This is a genomic window from Luteimonas sp. A534, assembly GCF_054072805.1.
The window spans coordinates 596,281-615,198 of record NZ_JBSVRR010000002.1 but is presented as its reverse complement, the minus strand read 5'-3'; the positions used below and the strand labels follow the sequence as shown (position 1 = coordinate 615,198).

Sequence of the window (18,918 nt, the reverse complement as noted above, 5' to 3'; positions counted from 1 at the left end):
GGGAGGGGGGGGGGGGGGGGGTGACGCCCCCCCCCCCCCCCCCCGCCGCCGAACCCACCGGGAGCCGCCCCATGATCGAACTCGTCATCCAGCAGCGCCGCCGCGACCTCGGCGCGTTCGAGGTGGGCCGCGTGCTGCCCTACGCGAAGCGGCGCATGGTCGGCCCCTACATCTTCTTCGACCGCATGGGTCCCAAGGACCTTGCGCCGGGACTGCCGCGGGAAGCCGACGTGCGCCCGCATCCGCACATCGGCCTGTCGACGATCACCTATCTGTTCGACGGCGAGATCATGCACCGCGACAGCGTGGGTTCCGAGCAGGGCATCCGGCCGGGCGAGGTCAACTGGATGACCGCCGGCCGTGGCATCACGCACTCGGAACGCTTCGAACGGCTGCGCCGCGAGGGCGGTCCGATCGACGGCATCCAGGCCTGGGTGGCGCTGCCCGACGAGCGCGAGGAAATGGCGCCGGGGTTCTGGCATTACGGCAGCGAAGCGCTGCCGGTGTTCGATGGCGACGGCATCGTGGGACGCCTGATCGCGGGCCGGCTTGCGGGCGTGCAGTCACCGGTGAAGACGGACTCGCCGCAGTTCTACGTGCACTGGGAATTACGCGCCGGTGCGCGCGCGTCGCTGCCGGCCGAATACCCGGAGCGCGCGGTGTACGTCGCACGCGGCGAAGTCGAGGTGGACGGGCAGCGGGTCGAGTCCGGGGCGATGGCGGTGCTGGCGCCCGGCAAGGCGGCGACCGTCACGGCGATCAGCGATGCGGTGGTGATGGCGCTTGGCGGCGAGCCGGTGGGTCCGCGCTTCATCGACTGGAACTTCGTGTCGTCGTCGAAGGAACGCATCGAGCAGGCGCGCGAGGACTGGAAGGCGGGGCGCATGAAGTTGCCGGACCTGGATGACGGCGAGTTCATTCCGTTGCCGCCGAAGATCGGGGAGGCGCGGGAGCCTGAGCCGATGTCCTGATGTGTTTGATTGAGCGCGCTGCGGCGATGGCTGCGGCGATGGCTGCGGCGGCGGAGGGTGCGTGGGGTACTCCGCCGGCTGCCCACGTGGTGGGCTTTATGCCGGCTGCGTACCCCACGCACCCTCCGCTTTCAGCGTTGGGGCAAGCAGGGAGTAGTTGGAAGCGCGCGCCCTTTGTAGGGGAGAGGTAGGAGCCTGCGCGCTTGTGCGGCTCAGGGGGCGGGCTGGAAGGTCACCTTGGTCGACACTGCGACATCGTTGGGGATGATCGAAAGATCGCCCCAGTCGCCGGCGCCGACGCCGAAGTCCAGGCGCTTCACGGTGCCATTGCCGGCCAGGACGGGAAGGTCGCCGGGGGTCCAGGTGAAGGTGAGGGTGACCGGCTTCTTCACTCCGCGCAGTTCCAGGGTGCCGTCTGCGGCATAGCGGTTGTCGCCGAGGCTACGGAAGCCGTTGGCCGTGTAGCGCGCCTGTGCGAACTTCGCGATGTCGAAGAATTCGGCGGTCTTGAGGGTGCTGTCGCGGTCGCCGTTCTTCGTGCTTGCGCTGGCCAGCGGGATGGTGACGTCAAGCTTCGCGTCCTGCGGTGCGGCGGGGTCGAAGCTCAGCGTGCTGCTGAAGTCCGGAAACAGGCCGACGAAGGTCTGGCCCTGGTATTCGCTGGCGAAGCTCAGCGCGCCCGAGGACTGCACGTAATCGGCGGCGGTGGCGGGTGCGGCGGCGGCGAGGGCGGCCACGAGGGCGGCGACGAGTGCCGTGGAACGCGTGCGGTTGCGGAAGGTCATGTCAGTGTTCCTGTGTCTGGTCGGCAGGGGCGCGACGCAGCGCGGGCAGCATGCGCCGCAGGGTGTCGTCGCCCTGGAAGAGGTGGTGGTAGAAGGCGGCGCCGGCGTGCATCACGACCAGCAGCAGGAGCAGCCAGAAGCCGTACTCGTGGACCTGGATGGCGGTGGCGGCCAGGTCTTCGCTGCGCCCGGCGATCGCCGGCAGGTTGAACCGCTTGAACCACTGCAGCGGATAGCCCGAGGCCGAGTTGAACACCCAGCCGCTGAGCGGGATCGCGAACAGGAGTGCGTACAGCGCCCAGTGGGTGACCGAGGCGATGCGTTCCTGCCAGGTGGGCGTGCCGGGCACGGGCTTGGGCGTGCCGGCGAACAGGCGCCAGGCCAGGCGCAGCACGACCAGCGCCAGCAGGGTCAGGCCCACCGACTTGTGCAGCGCGTAGGCGTTGATCTTGGCCGGCGTCGGCGGCATGTCGACCATGGTCAGGCCGCGCCAGGCCATCCAGGCGATCAGCGCCACGATGGCCCAGTGCAGCAGCTGGCTGATCGGACCCCAGCGGTCGGCGGAATTGCGCAGTTGCATGTGTAGCTCCGTCTTATTGAAGGCGTGGCAGGTCGAACACGAGGATCTCGGCGCCATCGCCGCGCGCGATGTCCACGCGTGGCTCGTCGGCATACAGCAGAGCGTCGCCGGCCGACAGGCTCATGCCGTTGACCACCGCGGTGCCGCGCGCCACGTGCACATAGGCCAGACGGCCGGCGGCGATGTCCAGCGCCGCGTCCTCGTCGCCGTCGAACAGTCCGGCATACATGCGCACATCCTGCTGCATGCGCACGGAACCGTTGCTGCCGTCGGGGCTGGCGACCAGGCGCAGGCGGCCGCGTTTTTCGGCGTCGGGGTAGGTCTTCTGCTCGTAGCCGGGCGCGATGCCCATGGTGTCGGGGATGATCCAGATCTGCAGGAAGTGCGTGGTCCGGTCGGCTTCGTGGTTGTACTCGGAATGGGTGACGCCGGTGCCGGCGCTCATGCGCTGGACCTCGCCGGGCACGATGCTGGCGGCGTTACCCATCGAATCCTTGTGCGCCAGGCTGCCATCGAGCACGTAGCTGATGATCTCCATGTCGCTGTGGCTGTGGGTGCCGAAGCCCTGGCCGGCCGCCACCCGGTCTTCGTTGATCACGCGCAGGGGGCCCCAGTGCACGTGGCGCGGGTCGCGGTAATCTGCGAACGAGAAGCTGTGCCAGGAATCAAGCCAGCCGTGCTGGGCGTGGCCACGTTCGTTTGCGGGTCGCAGGGTGATCATCGGTGATGCTCCATCATTTTTCAGGCGGCAGCGCCGCGTTGGAGCCCAGTCTGATTGGCTTCGATTTCAGAATAAACATGATAATATAGCCATCATTGTTCTGTAATCAGAACAGTCGCGATTGATTCAGTAGCAAGGCCGGCATGCAGGAATCAAGCCGATCATTCCATAAACGTTATCATTCGTTCTGAATTCTGCTGTTTCAAATCGAAATCAGAACGATATTCTGTGCGTCCCCGGTCGACGGATCACCGTGCCGGCCTGTTCGACCCATTCCATCCATGCAGCCATCGGAGCATCCCATGATCAACCTTCTTTCCCGCGGCGCCCTTGCCGTCAGCCTGCTCGCCGCGTCGACCTACGCGTTCTGCGCCCCGGTCACCTATACCATCGACCCGACGCATACCGATGTCGTCGCGCAGTGGAACCACCTCGGTTTCTCCAACCCGATCGCGCACTTCGGCCAGGTCGAAGGCACCATCACCTATGACGCCGACAATGTCGCCGCGTCCAGCGTCGAAGTCATTCTGCCGCTGGCCGGCCTGTCATCGCACGTGCCGGCCTTCGACGACCACCTGCGCAGCGACGACTTCTTCGACGCCGCGAAGTTCCCGCAGGCGACCTTCAAGAGCACGGCCGTGGAGGCCGTGGGCGAGGGCAAGCTGAAGATCACCGGCGACCTCACCATCAAGGACATCACCAAGGCGGTGGTGCTCGACGCCACGATCAACAAGATCGACAGCCACCCGATGACCAGCCAGCCTGCCGCCGGCTTCGATGCCGTGGCCACGCTCAAGCGCACCGACTTCGGCCTGGGCATGAATGCGCCCTACGTCAGCGACGAAGTGCAGCTGCGCATCACCACCGAAGCTTCGGTGCCGAAGCAGGGCGAGTAAAGCTGCACGCACGGCCGGGGCCGCCGCAGCGCAAGGTGCGGCGGCCCTGTGCTGTCCGCGATCCGGAGGGATCAGGAAGCGGGCGGGTCGAGGTACGACGGATCGCGGGCCATCGCGTGCAGGGCAAGATCGACCGCGGGCAGTCCGTCTCGCTCGAGATCGACCTCCTCCGGGGCAAGCAGGTGCATGCGCAACGCGCCGCTGATGATGAAATGCAGGCTCCGCGCGCAGTGTTCGGCCGTCAGGTCCTCGCGCAGCTGGCCCAGCGCTTCGGCACGCTGGAACGCGGCGGTGATCCGGGCATGGGTATTGCGCATGCCTGCCTTGCGCAGCACGTTGATCGCGTCGTCTTCCGCCGGGACCTCGCAGCGCAGCTCGATCACCTCCAGGGCATTGCGCACCCGCGGGTTGTGCACGAGGTCGGCGAAGGACTGGCGCAGCATCTCGCGCAGGTCAAGCAGCGGCGTGGTGCCGTCAGGCCGCGACACGCGTTCCAGGCCGTGGAAGAAGGGCACGCTGACGCGGCTGATCACCGCGTCCAGCACCTCGGCCTTGTTCTTGAAGTGCCAGTAGACGGCGCCGCGGGTCACCCCGGCGCGGACCGCGATGGCCTCCAGGCTGGTGCGGTACAGGCCGCTCTCGCGGAAGCAGTCCTCGGCCGCGTCGAGGATGCCTTCCCGGGTCGCCTGTGCGTCCTCTTTGGTCCTGCGCGCCATTAATGCCTCCCGTACGGGGTGTCCCCCATCTACTTTGACCAACATACATCCGTGTATGTATACTACGCCGGTTCGCTTCCGATGCCCAGCGCCGACCCCGTTCATTCGAACCCCGGCGGCTGGGCTTTCCATTTTCTGGATACCACCAAGGCTGCCTTTCATGACCACGACCCTCCGCCGTGCCCGACCCTTGCTTGCCGTCCTCGCCCTCGCGCTCGCCGCCTGTGGCGGTGGGCAGGAGGGGGGCGAGCCGCCGAAGCCGGCGGTCACCGTTGCCACCCTGCAGGCCAGCCCCGTGACCATCACCCGCGAGCTGCCCGGGCGCACCAGCGCCTGGCTGGTGGCCGAAGTCCGGCCGCAGGTCAGCGGCATCGTGGCCAAGCGGCTGTTCACCGAGGGCAGCCCGGTGGAAGCCGGCCAGCCGCTGTACCAGATCGATGACGCGACCTACCGCGCCGCCGCGAACAGTGCGCGCGCGCAGCTCAAGCGCGCCGAGGCGACCGTGGTGGCGGCGCGGCTCACCGCCAGGCGCAGCGCCGAGCTGGTGGAAATCGACGCCGTCAGCCGCCAGGACAATGACAACGCGGTCGCCGCGCTCGCGCAGGCCGAGGCCGACGTTGGCGCCGCGCGCGCCGCGCTCGATGCCGCCAACGTGACGCTTGGCTTCGCACGCATCACGTCGCCGATCAGCGGCCGCATCGGCAGGTCCAGCGTCACCCAGGGCGCCCTGGTCACCGCGAACCAGCCTGCGGCGCTGGCGACGGTGCAGCAGCTCGACCCGATCTACGTCGACCTCACCCAGTCCAGTACCGAACTGCTCGACCTGCGACGCGCACTCGCCGAGGGCAGCCTGCAGAGCACCGAAGGCATGCCGGTGAACATCCAGCTCGAGGGTGGCGGCGAATACGCGCACCCGGGCAGCCTCAAGTTCTCCGAAGTGGCCGTCGACCCGAGCACGGGCAGCTACGCGCTGCGCGTTGAAGTACCCAATCCCGACTATGTGCTGATGCCCGGCATGTATGTGCGCGCGATGCTCGGCGCCGGCGTGCGCCAGGATGCGCTGCTGGTGCCGCAGCAGGGCGTGGCGCGTGACGCCAAGGGCAACACGTCGGCCATGGTGGTCAACGCCGAGGGCGTGGTCGAACTGCGCCCGGTGGTGGTCAGCCAGACCATCGGAAACCAGTGGCTGGTTGAATCCGGCCTGGCCGCAGGCGACCGCGTGGTGGTCGAGGGGCTGCAGAAGATCGCTCCGGGAGTCGAGGTGGAGGTCACTGCGGAAGCGAACACCCCGCGCCAGCCTGACGCGGCCGCGGCCGGATCCGGTGCCGCCGATGCCGCCGATCCGGCAGACGCTGCCGACGCCCCGGCAGCCCAGGAGTAAGCCCCGATGGCACGTTTCTTCATCGATCGACCCATCTTCGCGTGGGTCATCGCGATCATCATCATGCTCGCCGGCCTGCTGTCGATCTTCAGCCTGCCGGTGTCGATGTACCCCACCGTGGCCCCGCCCGCGGTCGAGATCCGCGCCACCTATCCCGGCGCGTCGGCCAAGGTGGTCGAGGACTCGGTGACTCAGATCATCGAGCAGAACATGAAGGGCCTCGACGGCCTGATGTACTTCTCCTCGCAGTCGTCGTCCAACGGCATGGCCACGATCACGGTCACGTTCGAAAGCGGGACCGATCCCGATATCGCCCAGGTGCAGGTGCAGAACAAGCTGCAGCTGGCGATGCCGCTGCTGCCGCAGGAGGTCCAGCGCCAGGGCGTGAACGTCAGCAAGACGACGTCGAGCTTCCTGCAGGTGGTCGGCTTCGTGTCCGAGGACGGCAGCATGGACAAGGTCGACATCTCCGACTACGTCAGCGCCAACATCGTCGACCCGCTCAGCCGCGTGCCCGGCGTCGGCACCATCCAGGTGTTCGGTGGCAAATACGCCATGCGCATCTGGCTGGACCCGAACAAGCTGCACACCTACGAACTCGCCATTCCCGAAGTGACCGCGGCCATCCGTTCGCAGAACGCGCAGGTCGCCATCGGCTCGCTCGGCGGTGCGCCGGCGATCGACGGCCAGCAGCTCAACGCCACCATCAACGCCCAGGACCGGCTGCAGACGCCCGAGCAGTTCAGGGACATCATCGTGCGCTCCAACCCCGATGGCTCGGCCTTGCGCCTGGGCGACATCGCGCGGGTGGAAATGGGCACCGAGATCTACGAGTTCGACTCCCGCTACAACGGCAACCAGGCCACCGGCGTCGCGATCTCGCTGTCCACGGGCGCGAACGCGCTCGACACCGCCGCGGGCGTCGAGGCGGCCATGGCCGACCTCGAAACCTATTTCCCGCCGGGCCTGAGGGCGGTCGTGCCCTTCGACACCACGCCCTTCGTGCAGGTGTCGATCAAGGGCGTGATCGTGACCCTGGTCGAGGCCATCGCGCTGGTGGTCCTGGTGATGTACCTGTTCCTGCAGAACTTCCGCGCCACCCTGATCGTGACGATCACGGTGCCGGTTGTGCTGCTGGGCACCTTCGCCGTGCTGGCCGCGCTCGGCTTCTCGGTGAACATGCTGACCATGTTCGCGATGGTGCTGGCGATCGGCCTGCTGGTCGACGACGCCATCGTGGTGGTCGAGAACGTCGAACGCATCATGAGCGAGGAAGGACTGTCGCCGGTCGAGGCCACGCGCAAGTCCATGGACCAGATCACCGGCGCCCTGGTGGGCATCGGCGTGGTGCTGTCGGCGGTGTTCGTGCCGATGGCCTTCATGTCCGGTTCGTCAGGCGTGATCTACCAGCAGTTCTCGGTCACGATCGTGTCGGCGATGGCGCTGTCGGTGTTCATCGCCATCGTGCTCACCCCGGCGCTTTGCGCGACCATGCTCAAGCCGGTCGAGCAGGGCGCGCAGCACGACGAAGGCAAGGGGCTCTTCGCCCGGTTCTTCCGCTGGTTCAACCGCAGCTTCGAGAAGACCAGCGGCAAGTACCAGAACGGCGTGCGCGGCATCCTCGGTCGCCCGTGGAAGTTCATGGCCGTGTTCGCGGTGCTGACGGTGCTGATGGGCCTGATGTTCGTGCGCCTGCCCACCGCCTTCCTGCCCGACGAGGACCAGGGCGTGCTGATGGCGATGATCCAGACGCCGGTCGGTGCCACCCAGGAGCGCACGCTGGAGTCGATCGCGAAGCTCGAGCAGCACTTCCTCGAGAACGAGACCGATGCGGTCGAGTCGGTGTTCGCGGTGCAGGGCTTCAGCTTCGCGGGCATGGGCCAGAACACCGGCATCGCCTTCATCAAGCTCAAGGACTGGAGCGAGCGCGCCAACGCCGAGCTCAGCGCCTCCGCGGTCGCCGGGCGCGGCATGGCGGCGATGAGCCAGGTCAAGGATGCCGCGATCTTCGTGTTCGCGCCCCCGGCCATGCCCGAGCTGGGCATCGCCACCGGCTACTCGTTCTATCTCCAGGACAACGGAGCCCAGGGCCACGACGCGCTGATCGCCGCCCGCAACCAGTTGCTCGGCCTCGCCGGGCAGAGCGGGATGCTGGCCAACGTGCGCCCCAATGGCCAGGAGGACACGCCCCAGCTGCGGATCGACGTGGACGTGGCCAAGGCGGGCGCACTGGGCCTGTCGCAGGACGCGATCAACGCCACCCTGGCGCCGGCCTGGGGCGGCCAGTACATCGATGACTTCATCGATCGTGGCCGCGTCAAGCGCGTCTACATCCAGGCCGATGCGCCGTTCCGCATGACGCCGGCAGACTTCAACGCGTGGTCGGTGAAGAATGCCTCCGGCGAGATGGTGCCGTTCTCGGCCTTTGGCAGCTCGGACTGGGAGTACGGTTCGCCGCGGCTGGAGCGCTACGACGGCGTGCCGTCGGTCGAGATCCAGGGCGAGGCCGCGCCGGGCGTGTCCTCGGGCGAGGCCATGGACGAGATCGAACGCCTGGCGCAGCAGTTGCCACCGGGCTTCGGCGTCGAGTGGACGGCGGTGTCCTTCCAGGAGCGCGAATCCGGCTCCCAGACCCCGCTGCTGTACGCGATGTCGCTGCTGATCATCTTCCTGTGCCTGGCCGCGCTGTACGAAAGCTGGACGGTGCCCACGGCGGTGCTGCTGGTGGCCCCGCTCGGCATCCTTGGCGCGGTGCTGGCCAACACGATCATGGGCATGCAGCGTGACGTCTACTTCCAGGTGGCGATGCTCACCACTGTCGGGTTGACCAGCAAGAACGCCATCCTGATCGTCGAGTTCGCAAAGGCCAACGTAGAGAGCGGGATGGAGGTGGTCGCCGCGACCATGCAGGCCGTCCGTGACCGCCTGCGCCCGATCATCATGACCTCGCTGGCCTTCGGCCTGGGCGTGCTGCCGCTGGCCCTGGCCACCGGCGCGGGCTCCGGCGCGCAGCGCGCGATCGGTACGGGCGTTGTCGGCGGCATGGCGGTCGGCACCCTGCTGGGCGTGTTCTTCATCCCGCTGTTCTTCGTGGTGATCCAGAAGATGTTCGGCGGCAAGGCCAAGGCCGGCGAACAGTCCGCGGCCGCAGGAGTGATCGAACATGAGTAAGCACGCGAGCCTCGCGCTGGCCCTGGCGGCGGTCCTCGTCGCCAGCGGTTGCGCCACCCTGGTGCCCGCGACGCCCGAGGCGCAGGCCGGTATCCCGGCCGCCTGGCCGATGCCCGAAGTGACGCAGGCAGGCGTGGATGCCGCCGGTGCCGAAGCCAGCGGTGCCGAAGCCGCGTTGCCGATGGCCGACATCGGCTGGCGCGACTTCTTCGCCGATCCGCGACTGGAGCAGGTCGTGGCGCTGGCGCTGGACAACAACCGCGACCTGCGCGTGGCGATCCTCAACGTCGAGCGCGCGCGGGCGCAGTACCGCATCCAGCGCGCCGACCGCCTGCCGTCGTTCGGCGCCGAGGCGATGATGGAGCGCGTTGGCGGTGACATCCCGGTCAGCGAGACCTACACCGCGGGCGTTGGCCTGGCGGCGTTCGAACTCGACCTGTTCGGCCGTGTTCGCAACCTGAGCGAGGCGGCCCTGCAGCAGTACCTGGCGACCGGGGAAGCGCAGCGTGCCGCGCAACTGTCGCTGGTGGCGGAAGTCGCGGGCGCCTGGCTGGGGCTGGCCGCGGACCAGGAGCAGCTGCAGCTGTCGGAGCAGGCGCTCGGCACCTACCTGCAGACGCTGGACCTGAGCATGAAGCGCCACGAACTGGGCGCCACCTCCGCGCTCCAGGTCGAGCAGGTGCGGACCCAGGTCGCGACCGCACGCACCGACGTCGAACGGCTGAAGGGCCAGGTCGCGCGCGACCGCAACGTCCTCAACCTGCTGGCGGGCGCGCAGCTGGACGCATCGCTGCTGCCGACCGCCGACGCCCGCGTTGTCCCGGTCACCGGCATCGCCGCTGTTCCAGCGGGCCTGGATGCGCAGGTGCTGCTGCGCCGCCCGGACGTGATCGCCGCCGAGCACCGCCTGCTTGCCGCCAACGCCAATATCGGCGCGGCGCGCGCGGCGTTCTTTCCGTCCATCAGCCTGACCGGCAGCATCGGTTCGGCCAGCGATGAACTCTCGGGCCTGTTCGACAGCGGCACGAGGGTGTGGAGCTTCATCCCGCGCATCAACCTGCCGATTTTCCAGGGCGGCCGCCTGAAAGCCGGCCTGGGCATGGCCACCGCCGACCGCGACATCGCTTTGGCCGAGTACGAGCGTGCGATCCAGTCCGGCTTCCGCGACGTGGCCGACGCGCTGGTGCAGGCCGAATCGCTGGCGAAGCAGGTCCGCGCGCAGCAAGACCTGGTCGACGCCGCCACGCGCGCGGAAGCGCTCGCGACCGCCCGCTACAAGGCGGGCGTCGACAGCCACCTGGTCCAGCTTGATGCACAGCGCACGCTCTATGCGGCGCAGCAGGCACTCGTCGCCACGCGCCTTGCGGAGCAGGCGAACCGGGTCACGCTGTATCGCGTGCTTGGCGGCGGCTGGCGTGCGGACAGCGCGTCGCTTGCCGTGGGTCCAGGCGAAGGCTGAGCTTCACTCGCTGTCTTCGGGCGGCGTAGGCGGCAGGCCGAGGTCGCTGGAAGCGGTCGTAGTCCCGGCCGCCGCGGCGTGTGCTTCGTACGCGCGCCGCAGGTCGTGCTGCAGCGCATCCGGATGCTTGACCATGGCCTTGAAGCGGGGCTCCAGCGCCTGCACCCGCGCCTGTGCCGCGGCGATGTCCCGGAACACCGACTGCCGCATCGTCGGCAACGCGTCCTCGCGCAGCGAAAGATAGTCGGCCACGCGCAGGCGCAGGGTCGACACCGCCACCTTCGCCTTGCCCTTCGGGCTCCACAGCGATGCCAGCACGGTGATCACCAGCACCGAAACGATGACCACCAGCGAGTCCCAGGTCCCGACCTCGATCACGGGCACCGGCGCGCCATCGTTGATGAAGGGCAGGTTGTTCTCGTGCAGTGCGTGCAGCACCAGCTTCACGCCGATGAAGGCGAGGATCGCCGCCAGGCCCAACGACAGGTAGACCAGGCGCTCGAGCAGTCCGCCCACCAGGAAGTACAGCTGGCGCAGGCCGAGCAGCGAGAACGCAGTGGCGCTGAACACGATGAAGACGTTCTGCGTCAGGCCGAAGATCGCCGGGATCGAGTCGAAGGCGAACAGGATGTCGGTGCCGCCGATGGCCAGCATCACCAGCAGCATCGGCGTGAGCGCGCGCCGTCCCTGGTAGGTGGTGAACAGCTTGTCGCCGTCGTAATGGGGACTGGAGTGGAACATCCGCCGCACCATGCGTACCACGATGTTAGGCCGGTCCTCGTCGTGGTCGTCGGGCGCAAGCAGGTTGCCGGCGGTCGCCAGGAGCACCAGGCCGAACAGGTAGAACACCCATGAGAAGCGCTCGATCAGCGCCGCGCCCAGCAGGATGAACACCGTGCGCGCGATCAGGGCGAAGGTGATGCCGAACAGCAGCACCTTCTGCTGGTCCTCGCGCGGGACCTTGAAGCTCGACATGATCACCAGGAACACGAAGACATTGTCGATCGACAGCGCCTTCTCGGTGATGTAGCCGGAGAAGTACTCCGCGCCCATGTCGGCGCCGCCCCAGCTCCACACCGCGACGCCGAACAGCAGCGCGATGCCGACGTACAGGGCGGACCAGATCGTGGCTTCGCGCAGGGTGGGGGCGTGCGCCTTGCGCACGTGGAAAAAGTAGTCGAACGCCAGCAGACCGATGATCAGCGCGATCGTCGCCTCCCAGACGAAAGGAGTGGTATTTGGCATCGGCATCCTTGGGCACGCAGCGGTCGGAGCATTGCACGCTCGGTGTGGCGCCTGCGTCACTCGAGGCGGCCAGTTCGTTATCCGCACGTGAAAGTCGCGCCCCGGTGCGCGCTATATTCCGCCGCCATCCCCTTGTTCCCCGGCGAACGCCTTGCATCGAAGAGAACTCCTGCTGGCGGGCCTGGCGCTGCCGGTGGCTGCGGCGCTGCCCGGCCGATCCATCGCTACCGCCACGCAGCGCGACGTGCCCTTCGACGACGACACGGTGCCGGCGCTGGCTGCGACGCTTGCCGCAAGCGCGTACCGGGCGCCGACACGCGAACTGCCCCCCGCCCTCGCCGACATCGGCTATGACCGCTACCGGGACTACCGCTACCGGCCCGAGCGGGCGCTGTGGCACGGGCAGGGCAGGGGCTTCGAGGCGCAGTTCTTCCACCGCGGTTACATGTTCCGCGAGCGCGTGGACGTGCACGTGGTCGAGGACGGGCGCAGCAAGCCGTTCGCGTACTCGCCGTCCCTGTTCCGCTTCGACCACGGCGCACCGGCACCGCCGGACGACAGCGACCTCGGCTTTGCCGGCTTCCGCCTGCATGGATGGTTGCAGGGTGGCGCCGAGGCACGGGCAGCTACGCCGCCGGACGAGATCGCCGCCTTCCTCGGCGCCAGCTACTTCCGCGCGGTCGCGCGCGGCTTGGGTTACGGGCTGTCGGCCCGTGGCCTGGCGCTGGGCAGCGGCGACCCGGGTCCCGAGGAATTCCCGGTATTCCGCGCCTTCTGGCTGGAGACGCCCGCGCCAGGCGCGACGCAGCTGGTCGTGCATGCGCTGCTGGATTCGCCCAGCGTCGCCGGTGCCTACCGTTTCGTCATCTTGCCCGGCGACGAGACCGTGTTCGAGGTCGACGCGCGCCTGTATCCGCGCGTCGAACTCGCGGTGGCCGGCATCGCGCCGTTGACCAGCATGTACGAGTTCGACGCCCACGACCGCGCGCGCATCGATGATCCGCGGCCGGCGGTGCACGATTCCGACGGCCTCGCGCTGCTGGCCGGCAGCGGCGAGCAGGCCTGGCGCCCGCTGCGCAATCCGCGCGTCGTCGAGCACAGCGGCTTCCAGGACCGCGACCCGCGCGGCTTCGGGCTGATGCAGCGCAAGCGCGGTTTCGATGACTACCAGGATCTCGAGGCGGGCTACGAGCGGCGCCCCGGCTGCTGGGTCGAGCCGATGGATGCCTGGGGCGAAGGCGAGGTCCACCTGGTCGAAATCCCGACCGACAGCGAGTACGCGGACAACATCGTCGCCTTCTGGCGCCCGCGCGCGCCGCTGGCCGCGGGGCGCGAGCACCGCTGGCGCTACCGCCTGCACTGGGCGGCGGGCCACGGCTGGAACCCGTCGCTGGCACGCGTGGTGGCCACGCGCAGTGGCGCGCTGGACCGGACTGAAGGCCGCCAGTACCTGGTCGACTTCGCGGGCGGCGCCCTGCCCGAAGGAGAAGGCAGCGTGCGCGTGCACGCATCGGACAACGTCGGTGCGCTGCGCAATGCGGTCGTCTATCGCAATCCGCAGAGCGGCGGCTGGCGCGTGGGCTTCGAGCTCGAGCCCGGCGACGCGCCTGCGGTCGAAATGCGCCTCTGGCTCGAGGGCGACCAGGGGCGCGTGTCCGAAACCTGGCTGTCGAGATGGACGCCTTGAGCGCGCATCACAGCTCCCGCGCGGGCGGCGACGTCCCGCAGATGCCGCCGCTGCCACCCGATTCACCGCTGGACATGCGCGTGCAGGCGCTCGGCCACGGCCAGGTGGCCAACCCGACACGCCCGACCACGCCGCCGAACATGGCCTGGCGCCGCTTCGCGGTGATCGGTGGCGCGGCGCTGCTGACCCTCGTCGCCACCTACCAGATGTGGTGGCTGCTGCGCGGCGATGGGATCGACCCGCTCGAAGGCACGTTGCTGGTGCTGTTCGTGGCCCTGTTCGCCTGGATCGTGCAGGCCTTCGTCGGCGCGATCGCGGGCTTCGTGCTGCTGCTGCAGCGGCGCCCCTTGCGCATGGGCATGAGTGCGCAGGGCCCGCTGCCCGTGCTGTCCACGCGCACCGCGCTGCTGATGCCGATCTACAACGAGGATCCGGAGCGCCTGATGGCAGGCCTGCAGGCGATGCACGAGTCGCTGGCGGTTGCCGGGCAGCTCGGACGTTTCGACTTCTTCGTGCTCAGCGATACCCGGAAGCCGGACATCCAGGCCGCCGAGGCCGCCGCGTTCATGGCGCTGCGCGAGCGCCTGGACCCGGATGCGCGCGTGCACTACCGCCTGCGCGAGGACAACAGCGAACGCAAGGCCGGCAACATCGCCGACTGGGTGCGGCGCTGGGGCGGCGCCTGGCCGCAGTTCCTGATCCTCGACGCCGACAGCGTGATGGACGGCGGCACGATCGTGCGCCTGGCCGCGGCGATGGAGCGCCACGACGATGTTGCGCTGATCCAGACGCTGCCGGTGATCGTCAACGGCAACACCCTGTTCGCGCGCATGCAGCAGTTCGCCGGCCGCGTGTACGGCCCCGTGATCGCCTATGGCGTGGCCTGGTGGCACGGCGCGGAGAGCAACTACTGGGGCCACAACGCGATGATCCGCACCCGCGCGTTTGCCGAGTGCGCCGGGCTGCCGCAGCTCAGCGGCGTGAAGCCCTTCGCCGGCACGGTGCTCAGCCATGATTTCGTCGAAGCCGCACTGATGCGCCGCGGCGGCTGGGCGCTGCACATGATCCCCGGTCTTGGCGGCAGCTACGAGGAAGGGCCGCCCTCGCTGACCGACATGCTGGTGCGCGACCGCCGCTGGTGCCAGGGCAACTTGCAGCACGGCGCGGTGTTGCCGGCACGCGGCCTGCACTGGGTCAGCCGATGGCACCTGCTGATTGGCATCGGCCACTACTTCACCGCGCCCATGTGGGCGATGTTGATGCTGGTAGGCGTAGCGATCCCGCTGTTGCATGCCGGGTTCTCGTGGGGCCATTTCTCGCTCGCGGGCTTCACGCCCACGGCCTACTGGCGCGAGCAGGACAGCGCACGCTTCATCGGCGTCTTCATCGTCACCATGACGATGCTGCTGGCGCCGAAGCTGATGGGCTACCTCGCCACGGTCGTCGATCCGGCGATGCGCCGCGGCTGCGGCGGCCCGCTGCGCATCGCGGCCGGCGTGCTGCTGGAAACGGTGCTCGCCGCGCTGATGGCGCCGGTGACGATGTGGGTGCAGTCGCGCGGCGTGGCGGAAGTGCTCGCGGGCAAGGACTCGGGCTGGGAGTCGCAGCGGCGCGACGATGGCACGCTTCCATTGCGCGAACTGCTGCGCCTGTATGGCGGTTTGACGCTTGCCGGCATCGTGGCCGGCGTGGCCGCCTGGATGGTGTCGCCGGCGCTTGCCGCGTGGATGTCGCCGGTGGTGCTCGGCCTGGTGCTGGCGATCCCGGTCGTCGCCCTGGGCGCGTCGCGCGCCGCGGGGCAGTGGCTGCGCCAGCGCCGCATCTTCGCCACCCCCGAAGAGCTGGCGCCGCCGCCGGTACTGGTGCGTGCTGTCGAGCTGCGCGCAGCGCGCCTGCAGACGAAGGATTGACCCGCCACCGAAGCAGGATCGTCATCGAAGCCTCCTATCGTGTGCCCCACAGCCACAGGGGGCTAAGGAATGAGGCTTCATCTCGTGGGCGCGGCGCTCGTCGCGGCCCTTGTCACCAGCGCGTGCGGACAGCAGGCGCCCTCGGTCGAGGATGCGGAAACCGGGGAGTCGTTCGTGGTGCCGAGCGAGCCCGCCGAAGCCGTGGACCTGTCGCGCCGCTCGAACGCGGAGCTGATCGAGGCCGCTGACCACGCGCTGCGCGAGGGCCGTCTGTACGCGCCGGCCGGGGACAGTGCGATCGAGTACTGGCTCGAGGCCCGGAATCGGGATCCGGATGATGCGGCGGTGGTCGCCACCGTGGTCGAGCTCCAGCCCTATCTCCTGATCGCATGCGAACAGGCGATCGCACGCAACGACCTCGTCGAAGCGCAGCGGCTGCACGGATTGATCGCGACCAGTGACCCCGAAGCGCCCGCGCTTCAACGCCTGGCCACGGGGATCACTGCGGCCCAGGCGCAGGCAGAGCGCGCGGTCGCTGCCGCGCAGGCGATCGCGGGACAGGCTGCCGCCACGCAGCGGGCCGAGGTGCCGGGTGCATCGCCTGCCACATCGACACTACCTGCTCCGCCCGTCCTCGCCACGACCGGGCAACCGCAGCCGCCATCGGCGTCCCCATCGCCGCCTGCGTCAACGCGCGAGCCGCCCAAGGCCCCGCCGCAGGCCCGGTCGACGCCCGCGCAGGAGCGCACCAGTACCGCGCCGCCGGCCGCACTTCCGCGGGCGCTGCATCAGCCACCACCGCGCTATCCGTCACTGGCGCTGAATCGCCGGATCGAGGGTGCAGTGCAGGTGGCCTTCACCATCCGTCCCGACGGCAGCGTGGAGGACGCGCGCGTGCTCAGCGCCGATCCCCCCGGCGTGTTCGACCGCTCGGCATTGGCGGCCGTGGGTGGCTACCGGTTCGAGCCGATCGGTCGGCGCATGGCGTCCACGGTCACCCTGCGCTTCAGCCTCGCCCCATAGGCCACGCGGCCGGCCCGGCGTTCGCGCCTGTGCATAATGGCGCGCCAGGCCATAGAGGGTTGCCATGTTGCTGGAGTGCATCGAACGCGAGACCGGGCCGGACCCGGCATGGAGCATCATCTGGCTGCACGGCCTCGGCGCCGACGGCAACGACTTCGTGCCGATCGTGCCCGATCTGCTGCGCCGCGACTGGCCGGCCTTGCGCTTCGTGTTCCCGCACGCACCGGTGCGCCCGGTGACGATCAACAACCGCGTGCCGATGCGCGCCTGGTACGACATCGTCGACATCGCCCTGGACACCCGCGCCGACGAGGCCGGCGTGGCGGAGTCGACGGCGCAGGTCGAGGCGCTCATCGCTCGTGAAGCCGAACGTGGCGTGCCGCGCTCGCGCGTGGTGCTGGCGGGTTTCTCGCAGGGCGGCGCGGTCACGCTGGCTGCAGGCCTGCGCAGCGCCGAGCCGCTGGCCGGGCTGGTCGCGCTGTCGACGTACATGCCTTCCGCGAACAAGGCGCGCGATGCCTTGGTCGCCGGCGCCGAAAAGCAGCCGGTGTTCATGGGCCACGGCAGCCAGGATCCGGTGGTGCCGTTCCAGGCCGGGCAGCAGAGCGCGGCCCTGCTGCGCGATCTGGGCTTCCAGGTGGACTGGCATGCCTACCCGATGCCGCACTCGGTTTGCGCCGAGGAAATCCGCGACCTCGGCGACTGGCTCTCGCAGCGGTTCGCGGCGGGCTGAGGACAATGGGCGAGCAGCGCGCCGACGAGCCGTGGCTGCCCGACCTGTGCCGGCTGCCGCGGCTTGCGGCGATGCTTGGCATCGCGCAGCTGGTGGTCGTGGTGGTGGTGCTCGTGCCCGACGCCGGCAGGTACTGGGATGTCACCCGCGTGTTGTCCACCAGCGGCTTCGCGCTGTGGCTGGCGCTGTCGGTATCCGTCCTGCTGTGCGTGTCCCGCCGCGCGCTGTCGCGGCTGCCGCGGCGGACCGGGGCCCTGGTGGCGGTCGCGCTCGCGGCCGCGGTCGCGGCGGCCGTCGCGGCCGTGGTGCACGCCCTGTTCGCCAGCGTGGGAGAGACCGGCAGCTGGCCCACGGCGATGCGTTTCGTCACCGGTTCGGCGGGCGTGGTCACGCTGATCACCGCGCTGGCGCTGCGCTACTTCTACGTCATCGACCGCTGGCAGGCGCAGCTTGCCGCGCACGCGCGCGCCGAGGCCGACGCATTGCAGGCGCGCATCCGCCCGCACTTCCTGTTCAACAGCATGAACATGATCGCCACCCTGCTCAAACGCGACCCCGACGTCGCGGAGCGCGCGGTGCTCGATCTTTCCGACCTGTTCCGCGCAGCGCTGGGCGCGGGCGAGGATGACTCCACGCTTGCCGAGGAGGTCGGCCTGGCCGAGCGCTACCTCGGCATCGAGCAGCTGCGCCTGGGCGACCGCCTGCGGCTGAAGGTGCGCAATCCGTCGCTGCCATCCGATGCGCCCGGCGTGCACGGTGCCGGACATGCGCAGCGCAGCATCGCCCATCGCCTGGGTTACGCCTTCGGTCCCCGGGCGCGCATGGCCTGCGGCTGGGACGCGGGCTACTATGCCTGCGAGCTGGAGCTGCCACTGGCGACGGGGAGGAGAACGCCATGAAGGTGGTCATCGCCGACGACGAACCGTTGGCACGCGAGCGCCTGCGCACGCTGCTGGGCGCGCACGCCGATATCGACGTGGTTGCCGAGGCCGGCGACGGCCGCACGGCGCTGCAGGCCTGCGCCGAGCACGAGCCCGACCTGGTGCTGCTGGATATCGCGATGCCCGGCATCGACGGCCTCGAGGCCGCGCGCCACCTGGCTGCCTTCGAACCACGCCCGGCCGTGGTGTTCTGCACCGCCTACGACGCCCACGCGCTGTCGGCCTTCGACGCGGCCGCGGTCGACTACCTGGTCAAGCCCGTGCGTCCCGAACGCCTCGAAGCGGCGCTCGAGCGCGTGCGCACGTTTACCGCCGGCCTCGAACGCGGGCGCGGCGAGGGCGGCCCCGGCAAGCGCCGCACCCACCTCTGCGCGCGCCTGCGTGGCAGCCTGCGCCTGATCCCGATCGAGGACGTGCACTACCTGCAGGCCGAGGAGAAGTACGTCGTGGTGCACCACGCCCGTGGCGAGGACTTGATCGAGGAGTCGCTGAAGTCGCTGGAGGAAGAGTTCGGGGACCGCTTCCTGCGCATCCACCGCAACTGCCTGGTCGCCCGGCACGAACTGGTCGAGCTGCGCCGCGACCCCGAGGGCCACGTGCATGCCATCCTCCGCCACGGCGCCCAGCCGCTGGAGGTCAGCCGCCGCTGCGTGGCGCCGTTGCGCGAGATGCTGCGCGAGCGCTGAGCGACGCAGGTCC

Annotated in this window: 16 protein-coding genes; 11 read left to right on the top strand and 5 right to left on the bottom strand. The window is 69.2% G+C overall.

Features of this window, described 5'->3' with window-relative positions; genetic code table 11:
* Positions 1-71 precede the first annotated feature (71 nt).
* Positions 72-971, top strand: coding sequence for a pirin family protein (locus ACW5F0_RS07505; protein ID WP_456999425.1), 900 nt, complete (start codon positions 72-74; stop codon positions 969-971).
* Positions 972-1,183: 212 nt separating this feature from the next.
* On the opposite strand, the gene ACW5F0_RS07500 is transcribed toward ACW5F0_RS07505, so the two are convergent.
* Genes ACW5F0_RS07500 through ACW5F0_RS07490 form a run of 3 tightly spaced genes read right to left on the bottom strand, consistent with a single transcriptional unit; the run spans position 1,184 to position 3,057 of the window.
* Positions 1,184-1,756 (bottom strand): YceI family protein, encoded by a 573-nt coding sequence (locus tag ACW5F0_RS07500; protein ID WP_456965587.1) that lies wholly within the window; start codon positions 1,754-1,756, stop codon positions 1,184-1,186.
* Position 1,757: 1 nt separating this feature from the next.
* Complete coding sequence (locus ACW5F0_RS07495; RefSeq protein WP_456965588.1) at positions 1,758-2,336, bottom strand: cytochrome b; 579 nt, start codon at positions 2,334-2,336, stop codon at positions 1,758-1,760.
* 13 nt (positions 2,337-2,349) lie between these two features.
* Positions 2,350-3,057 (bottom strand): pirin family protein, encoded by a 708-nt coding sequence (locus ACW5F0_RS07490; RefSeq protein ID WP_456965589.1) that lies wholly within the window; start codon positions 3,055-3,057, stop codon positions 2,350-2,352.
* 302 nt (positions 3,058-3,359) lie between these two features.
* Here ACW5F0_RS07490 and ACW5F0_RS07485 point away from each other — a divergent pair, with 302 nt between their 5' ends.
* A complete protein-coding gene (locus tag ACW5F0_RS07485) occupies positions 3,360-3,953 on the top strand; it encodes a YceI family protein (RefSeq protein WP_456965590.1) in 594 nt (197 codons plus the stop codon).
* A 71-nt stretch (positions 3,954-4,024) separates the two neighbouring features.
* Here the strand turns inward: ACW5F0_RS07485 and ACW5F0_RS07480 are convergent, their stop codons facing one another.
* Positions 4,025-4,669, bottom strand: a complete 645-nt coding sequence (locus tag ACW5F0_RS07480) for a TetR family transcriptional regulator (protein WP_456965591.1) — start codon at positions 4,667-4,669, stop codon at positions 4,025-4,027.
* A 160-nt stretch (positions 4,670-4,829) separates the two neighbouring features.
* On the opposite strand from ACW5F0_RS07480, the gene ACW5F0_RS07475 reads away from it, so the two are divergent.
* Genes ACW5F0_RS07475 through ACW5F0_RS07465 form a run of 3 tightly spaced genes read left to right on the top strand, consistent with a single transcriptional unit; the run spans position 4,830 to position 10,680 of the window.
* On the top strand, positions 4,830-6,050 hold the full coding sequence (locus ACW5F0_RS07475; RefSeq protein WP_456999424.1) for an efflux RND transporter periplasmic adaptor subunit: 1,221 nt from the start codon (positions 4,830-4,832) through the stop codon (positions 6,048-6,050).
* 6 nt (positions 6,051-6,056) lie between these two features.
* On the top strand, positions 6,057-9,221 hold the full coding sequence (locus ACW5F0_RS07470) for an efflux RND transporter permease subunit (RefSeq protein ID WP_456999423.1): 3,165 nt from the start codon (positions 6,057-6,059) through the stop codon (positions 9,219-9,221).
* Positions 9,214-10,680: an efflux transporter outer membrane subunit gene (locus ACW5F0_RS07465; protein ID WP_456965594.1), complete on the top strand. Its 1,467-nt coding sequence runs from the start codon at positions 9,214-9,216 to the stop codon at positions 10,678-10,680. Before ACW5F0_RS07470 ends, ACW5F0_RS07465 begins: the two co-directional genes overlap by 8 nt.
* Positions 10,681-10,683: 3 nt before the next feature.
* Here the strand turns inward: ACW5F0_RS07465 and ACW5F0_RS07460 are convergent, their stop codons facing one another.
* Positions 10,684-11,925: a TerC family protein gene (locus ACW5F0_RS07460; protein WP_456965595.1), complete on the bottom strand. Its 1,242-nt coding sequence runs from the start codon at positions 11,923-11,925 to the stop codon at positions 10,684-10,686.
* 151 nt (positions 11,926-12,076) lie between these two features.
* Here ACW5F0_RS07460 and ACW5F0_RS07455 point away from each other — a divergent pair, with 151 nt between their 5' ends.
* The 6 genes from ACW5F0_RS07455 to ACW5F0_RS07430 all read left to right on the top strand — a co-directional run bounded on the left by ACW5F0_RS07455 (position 12,077) and on the right by ACW5F0_RS07430 (position 18,905).
* Positions 12,077-13,612: a glucan biosynthesis protein gene (locus ACW5F0_RS07455; protein ID WP_456999422.1), complete on the top strand. Its 1,536-nt coding sequence runs from the start codon at positions 12,077-12,079 to the stop codon at positions 13,610-13,612.
* 41 nt (positions 13,613-13,653) lie between these two features.
* Entirely contained in the window at positions 13,654-15,522 is a 1,869-nt protein-coding gene (gene mdoH / locus ACW5F0_RS07450) for a glucans biosynthesis glucosyltransferase MdoH (RefSeq protein WP_456999493.1), read from the top strand.
* 69 nt (positions 15,523-15,591) lie between these two features.
* Positions 15,592-16,545: an energy transducer TonB gene (locus ACW5F0_RS07445; protein ID WP_456965598.1), complete on the top strand. Its 954-nt coding sequence runs from the start codon at positions 15,592-15,594 to the stop codon at positions 16,543-16,545.
* Between the two features lie 64 nt (positions 16,546-16,609).
* Positions 16,610-17,278, top strand: a complete 669-nt coding sequence (locus tag ACW5F0_RS07440) for an alpha/beta hydrolase (protein WP_456965599.1) — start codon at positions 16,610-16,612, stop codon at positions 17,276-17,278.
* A gap of 5 nt (positions 17,279-17,283) precedes the next feature.
* On the top strand, positions 17,284-18,177 hold the full coding sequence (locus ACW5F0_RS07435; protein WP_456965600.1) for a sensor histidine kinase: 894 nt from the start codon (positions 17,284-17,286) through the stop codon (positions 18,175-18,177).
* The gene (locus ACW5F0_RS07430) at positions 18,174-18,905 is read left to right on the top strand and encodes a LytR/AlgR family response regulator transcription factor (RefSeq protein WP_456999421.1); all 732 of its coding nucleotides are present in this window, start codon (positions 18,174-18,176) and stop codon (positions 18,903-18,905) included. Before ACW5F0_RS07435 ends, ACW5F0_RS07430 begins: the two co-directional genes overlap by 4 nt.
* Positions 18,906-18,918 lie beyond the last annotated feature (13 nt).

Excerpts from the sequence above, each read along its gene's own strand:
- ACW5F0_RS07440 (WP_456965599.1), top strand. The coding sequence starts at position 16,610 with ATGTTGCTGGAGTGCATCGAACGCGAGACCGGGCCGGACCCGGCATGG.
- ACW5F0_RS07435 (WP_456965600.1), top strand. The coding sequence starts at position 17,284 with ATGGGCGAGCAGCGCGCCGACGAGCCGTGGCTGCCCGACCTGTGCCGG.
- ACW5F0_RS07480 (WP_456965591.1), bottom strand. The coding sequence starts at position 4,669 with ATGGCGCGCAGGACCAAAGAGGACGCACAGGCGACCCGGGAAGGCATC.
- ACW5F0_RS07460 (WP_456965595.1), bottom strand. The coding sequence starts at position 11,925 with ATGCCAAATACCACTCCTTTCGTCTGGGAGGCGACGATCGCGCTGATC.
- ACW5F0_RS07470 (WP_456999423.1), top strand. The coding sequence starts at position 6,057 with ATGGCACGTTTCTTCATCGATCGACCCATCTTCGCGTGGGTCATCGCG.
- ACW5F0_RS07495 (WP_456965588.1), bottom strand. The coding sequence starts at position 2,336 with ATGCAACTGCGCAATTCCGCCGACCGCTGGGGTCCGATCAGCCAGCTG.
- ACW5F0_RS07505 (WP_456999425.1), top strand. The coding sequence starts at position 72 with ATGATCGAACTCGTCATCCAGCAGCGCCGCCGCGACCTCGGCGCGTTC.
- ACW5F0_RS07500 (WP_456965587.1), bottom strand. The coding sequence starts at position 1,756 with ATGACCTTCCGCAACCGCACGCGTTCCACGGCACTCGTCGCCGCCCTC.
- ACW5F0_RS07430 (WP_456999421.1), top strand. The coding sequence starts at position 18,174 with ATGAAGGTGGTCATCGCCGACGACGAACCGTTGGCACGCGAGCGCCTG.
- ACW5F0_RS07465 (WP_456965594.1), top strand. The coding sequence starts at position 9,214 with ATGAGTAAGCACGCGAGCCTCGCGCTGGCCCTGGCGGCGGTCCTCGTC.
- ACW5F0_RS07490 (WP_456965589.1), bottom strand. The coding sequence starts at position 3,057 with ATGATCACCCTGCGACCCGCAAACGAACGTGGCCACGCCCAGCACGGC.
- ACW5F0_RS07475 (WP_456999424.1), top strand. The coding sequence starts at position 4,830 with ATGACCACGACCCTCCGCCGTGCCCGACCCTTGCTTGCCGTCCTCGCC.
- ACW5F0_RS07445 (WP_456965598.1), top strand. The coding sequence starts at position 15,592 with ATGAGGCTTCATCTCGTGGGCGCGGCGCTCGTCGCGGCCCTTGTCACC.
- ACW5F0_RS07485 (WP_456965590.1), top strand. The coding sequence starts at position 3,360 with ATGATCAACCTTCTTTCCCGCGGCGCCCTTGCCGTCAGCCTGCTCGCC.
- mdoH (WP_456999493.1), top strand. The coding sequence starts at position 13,654 with ATGCCGCCGCTGCCACCCGATTCACCGCTGGACATGCGCGTGCAGGCG.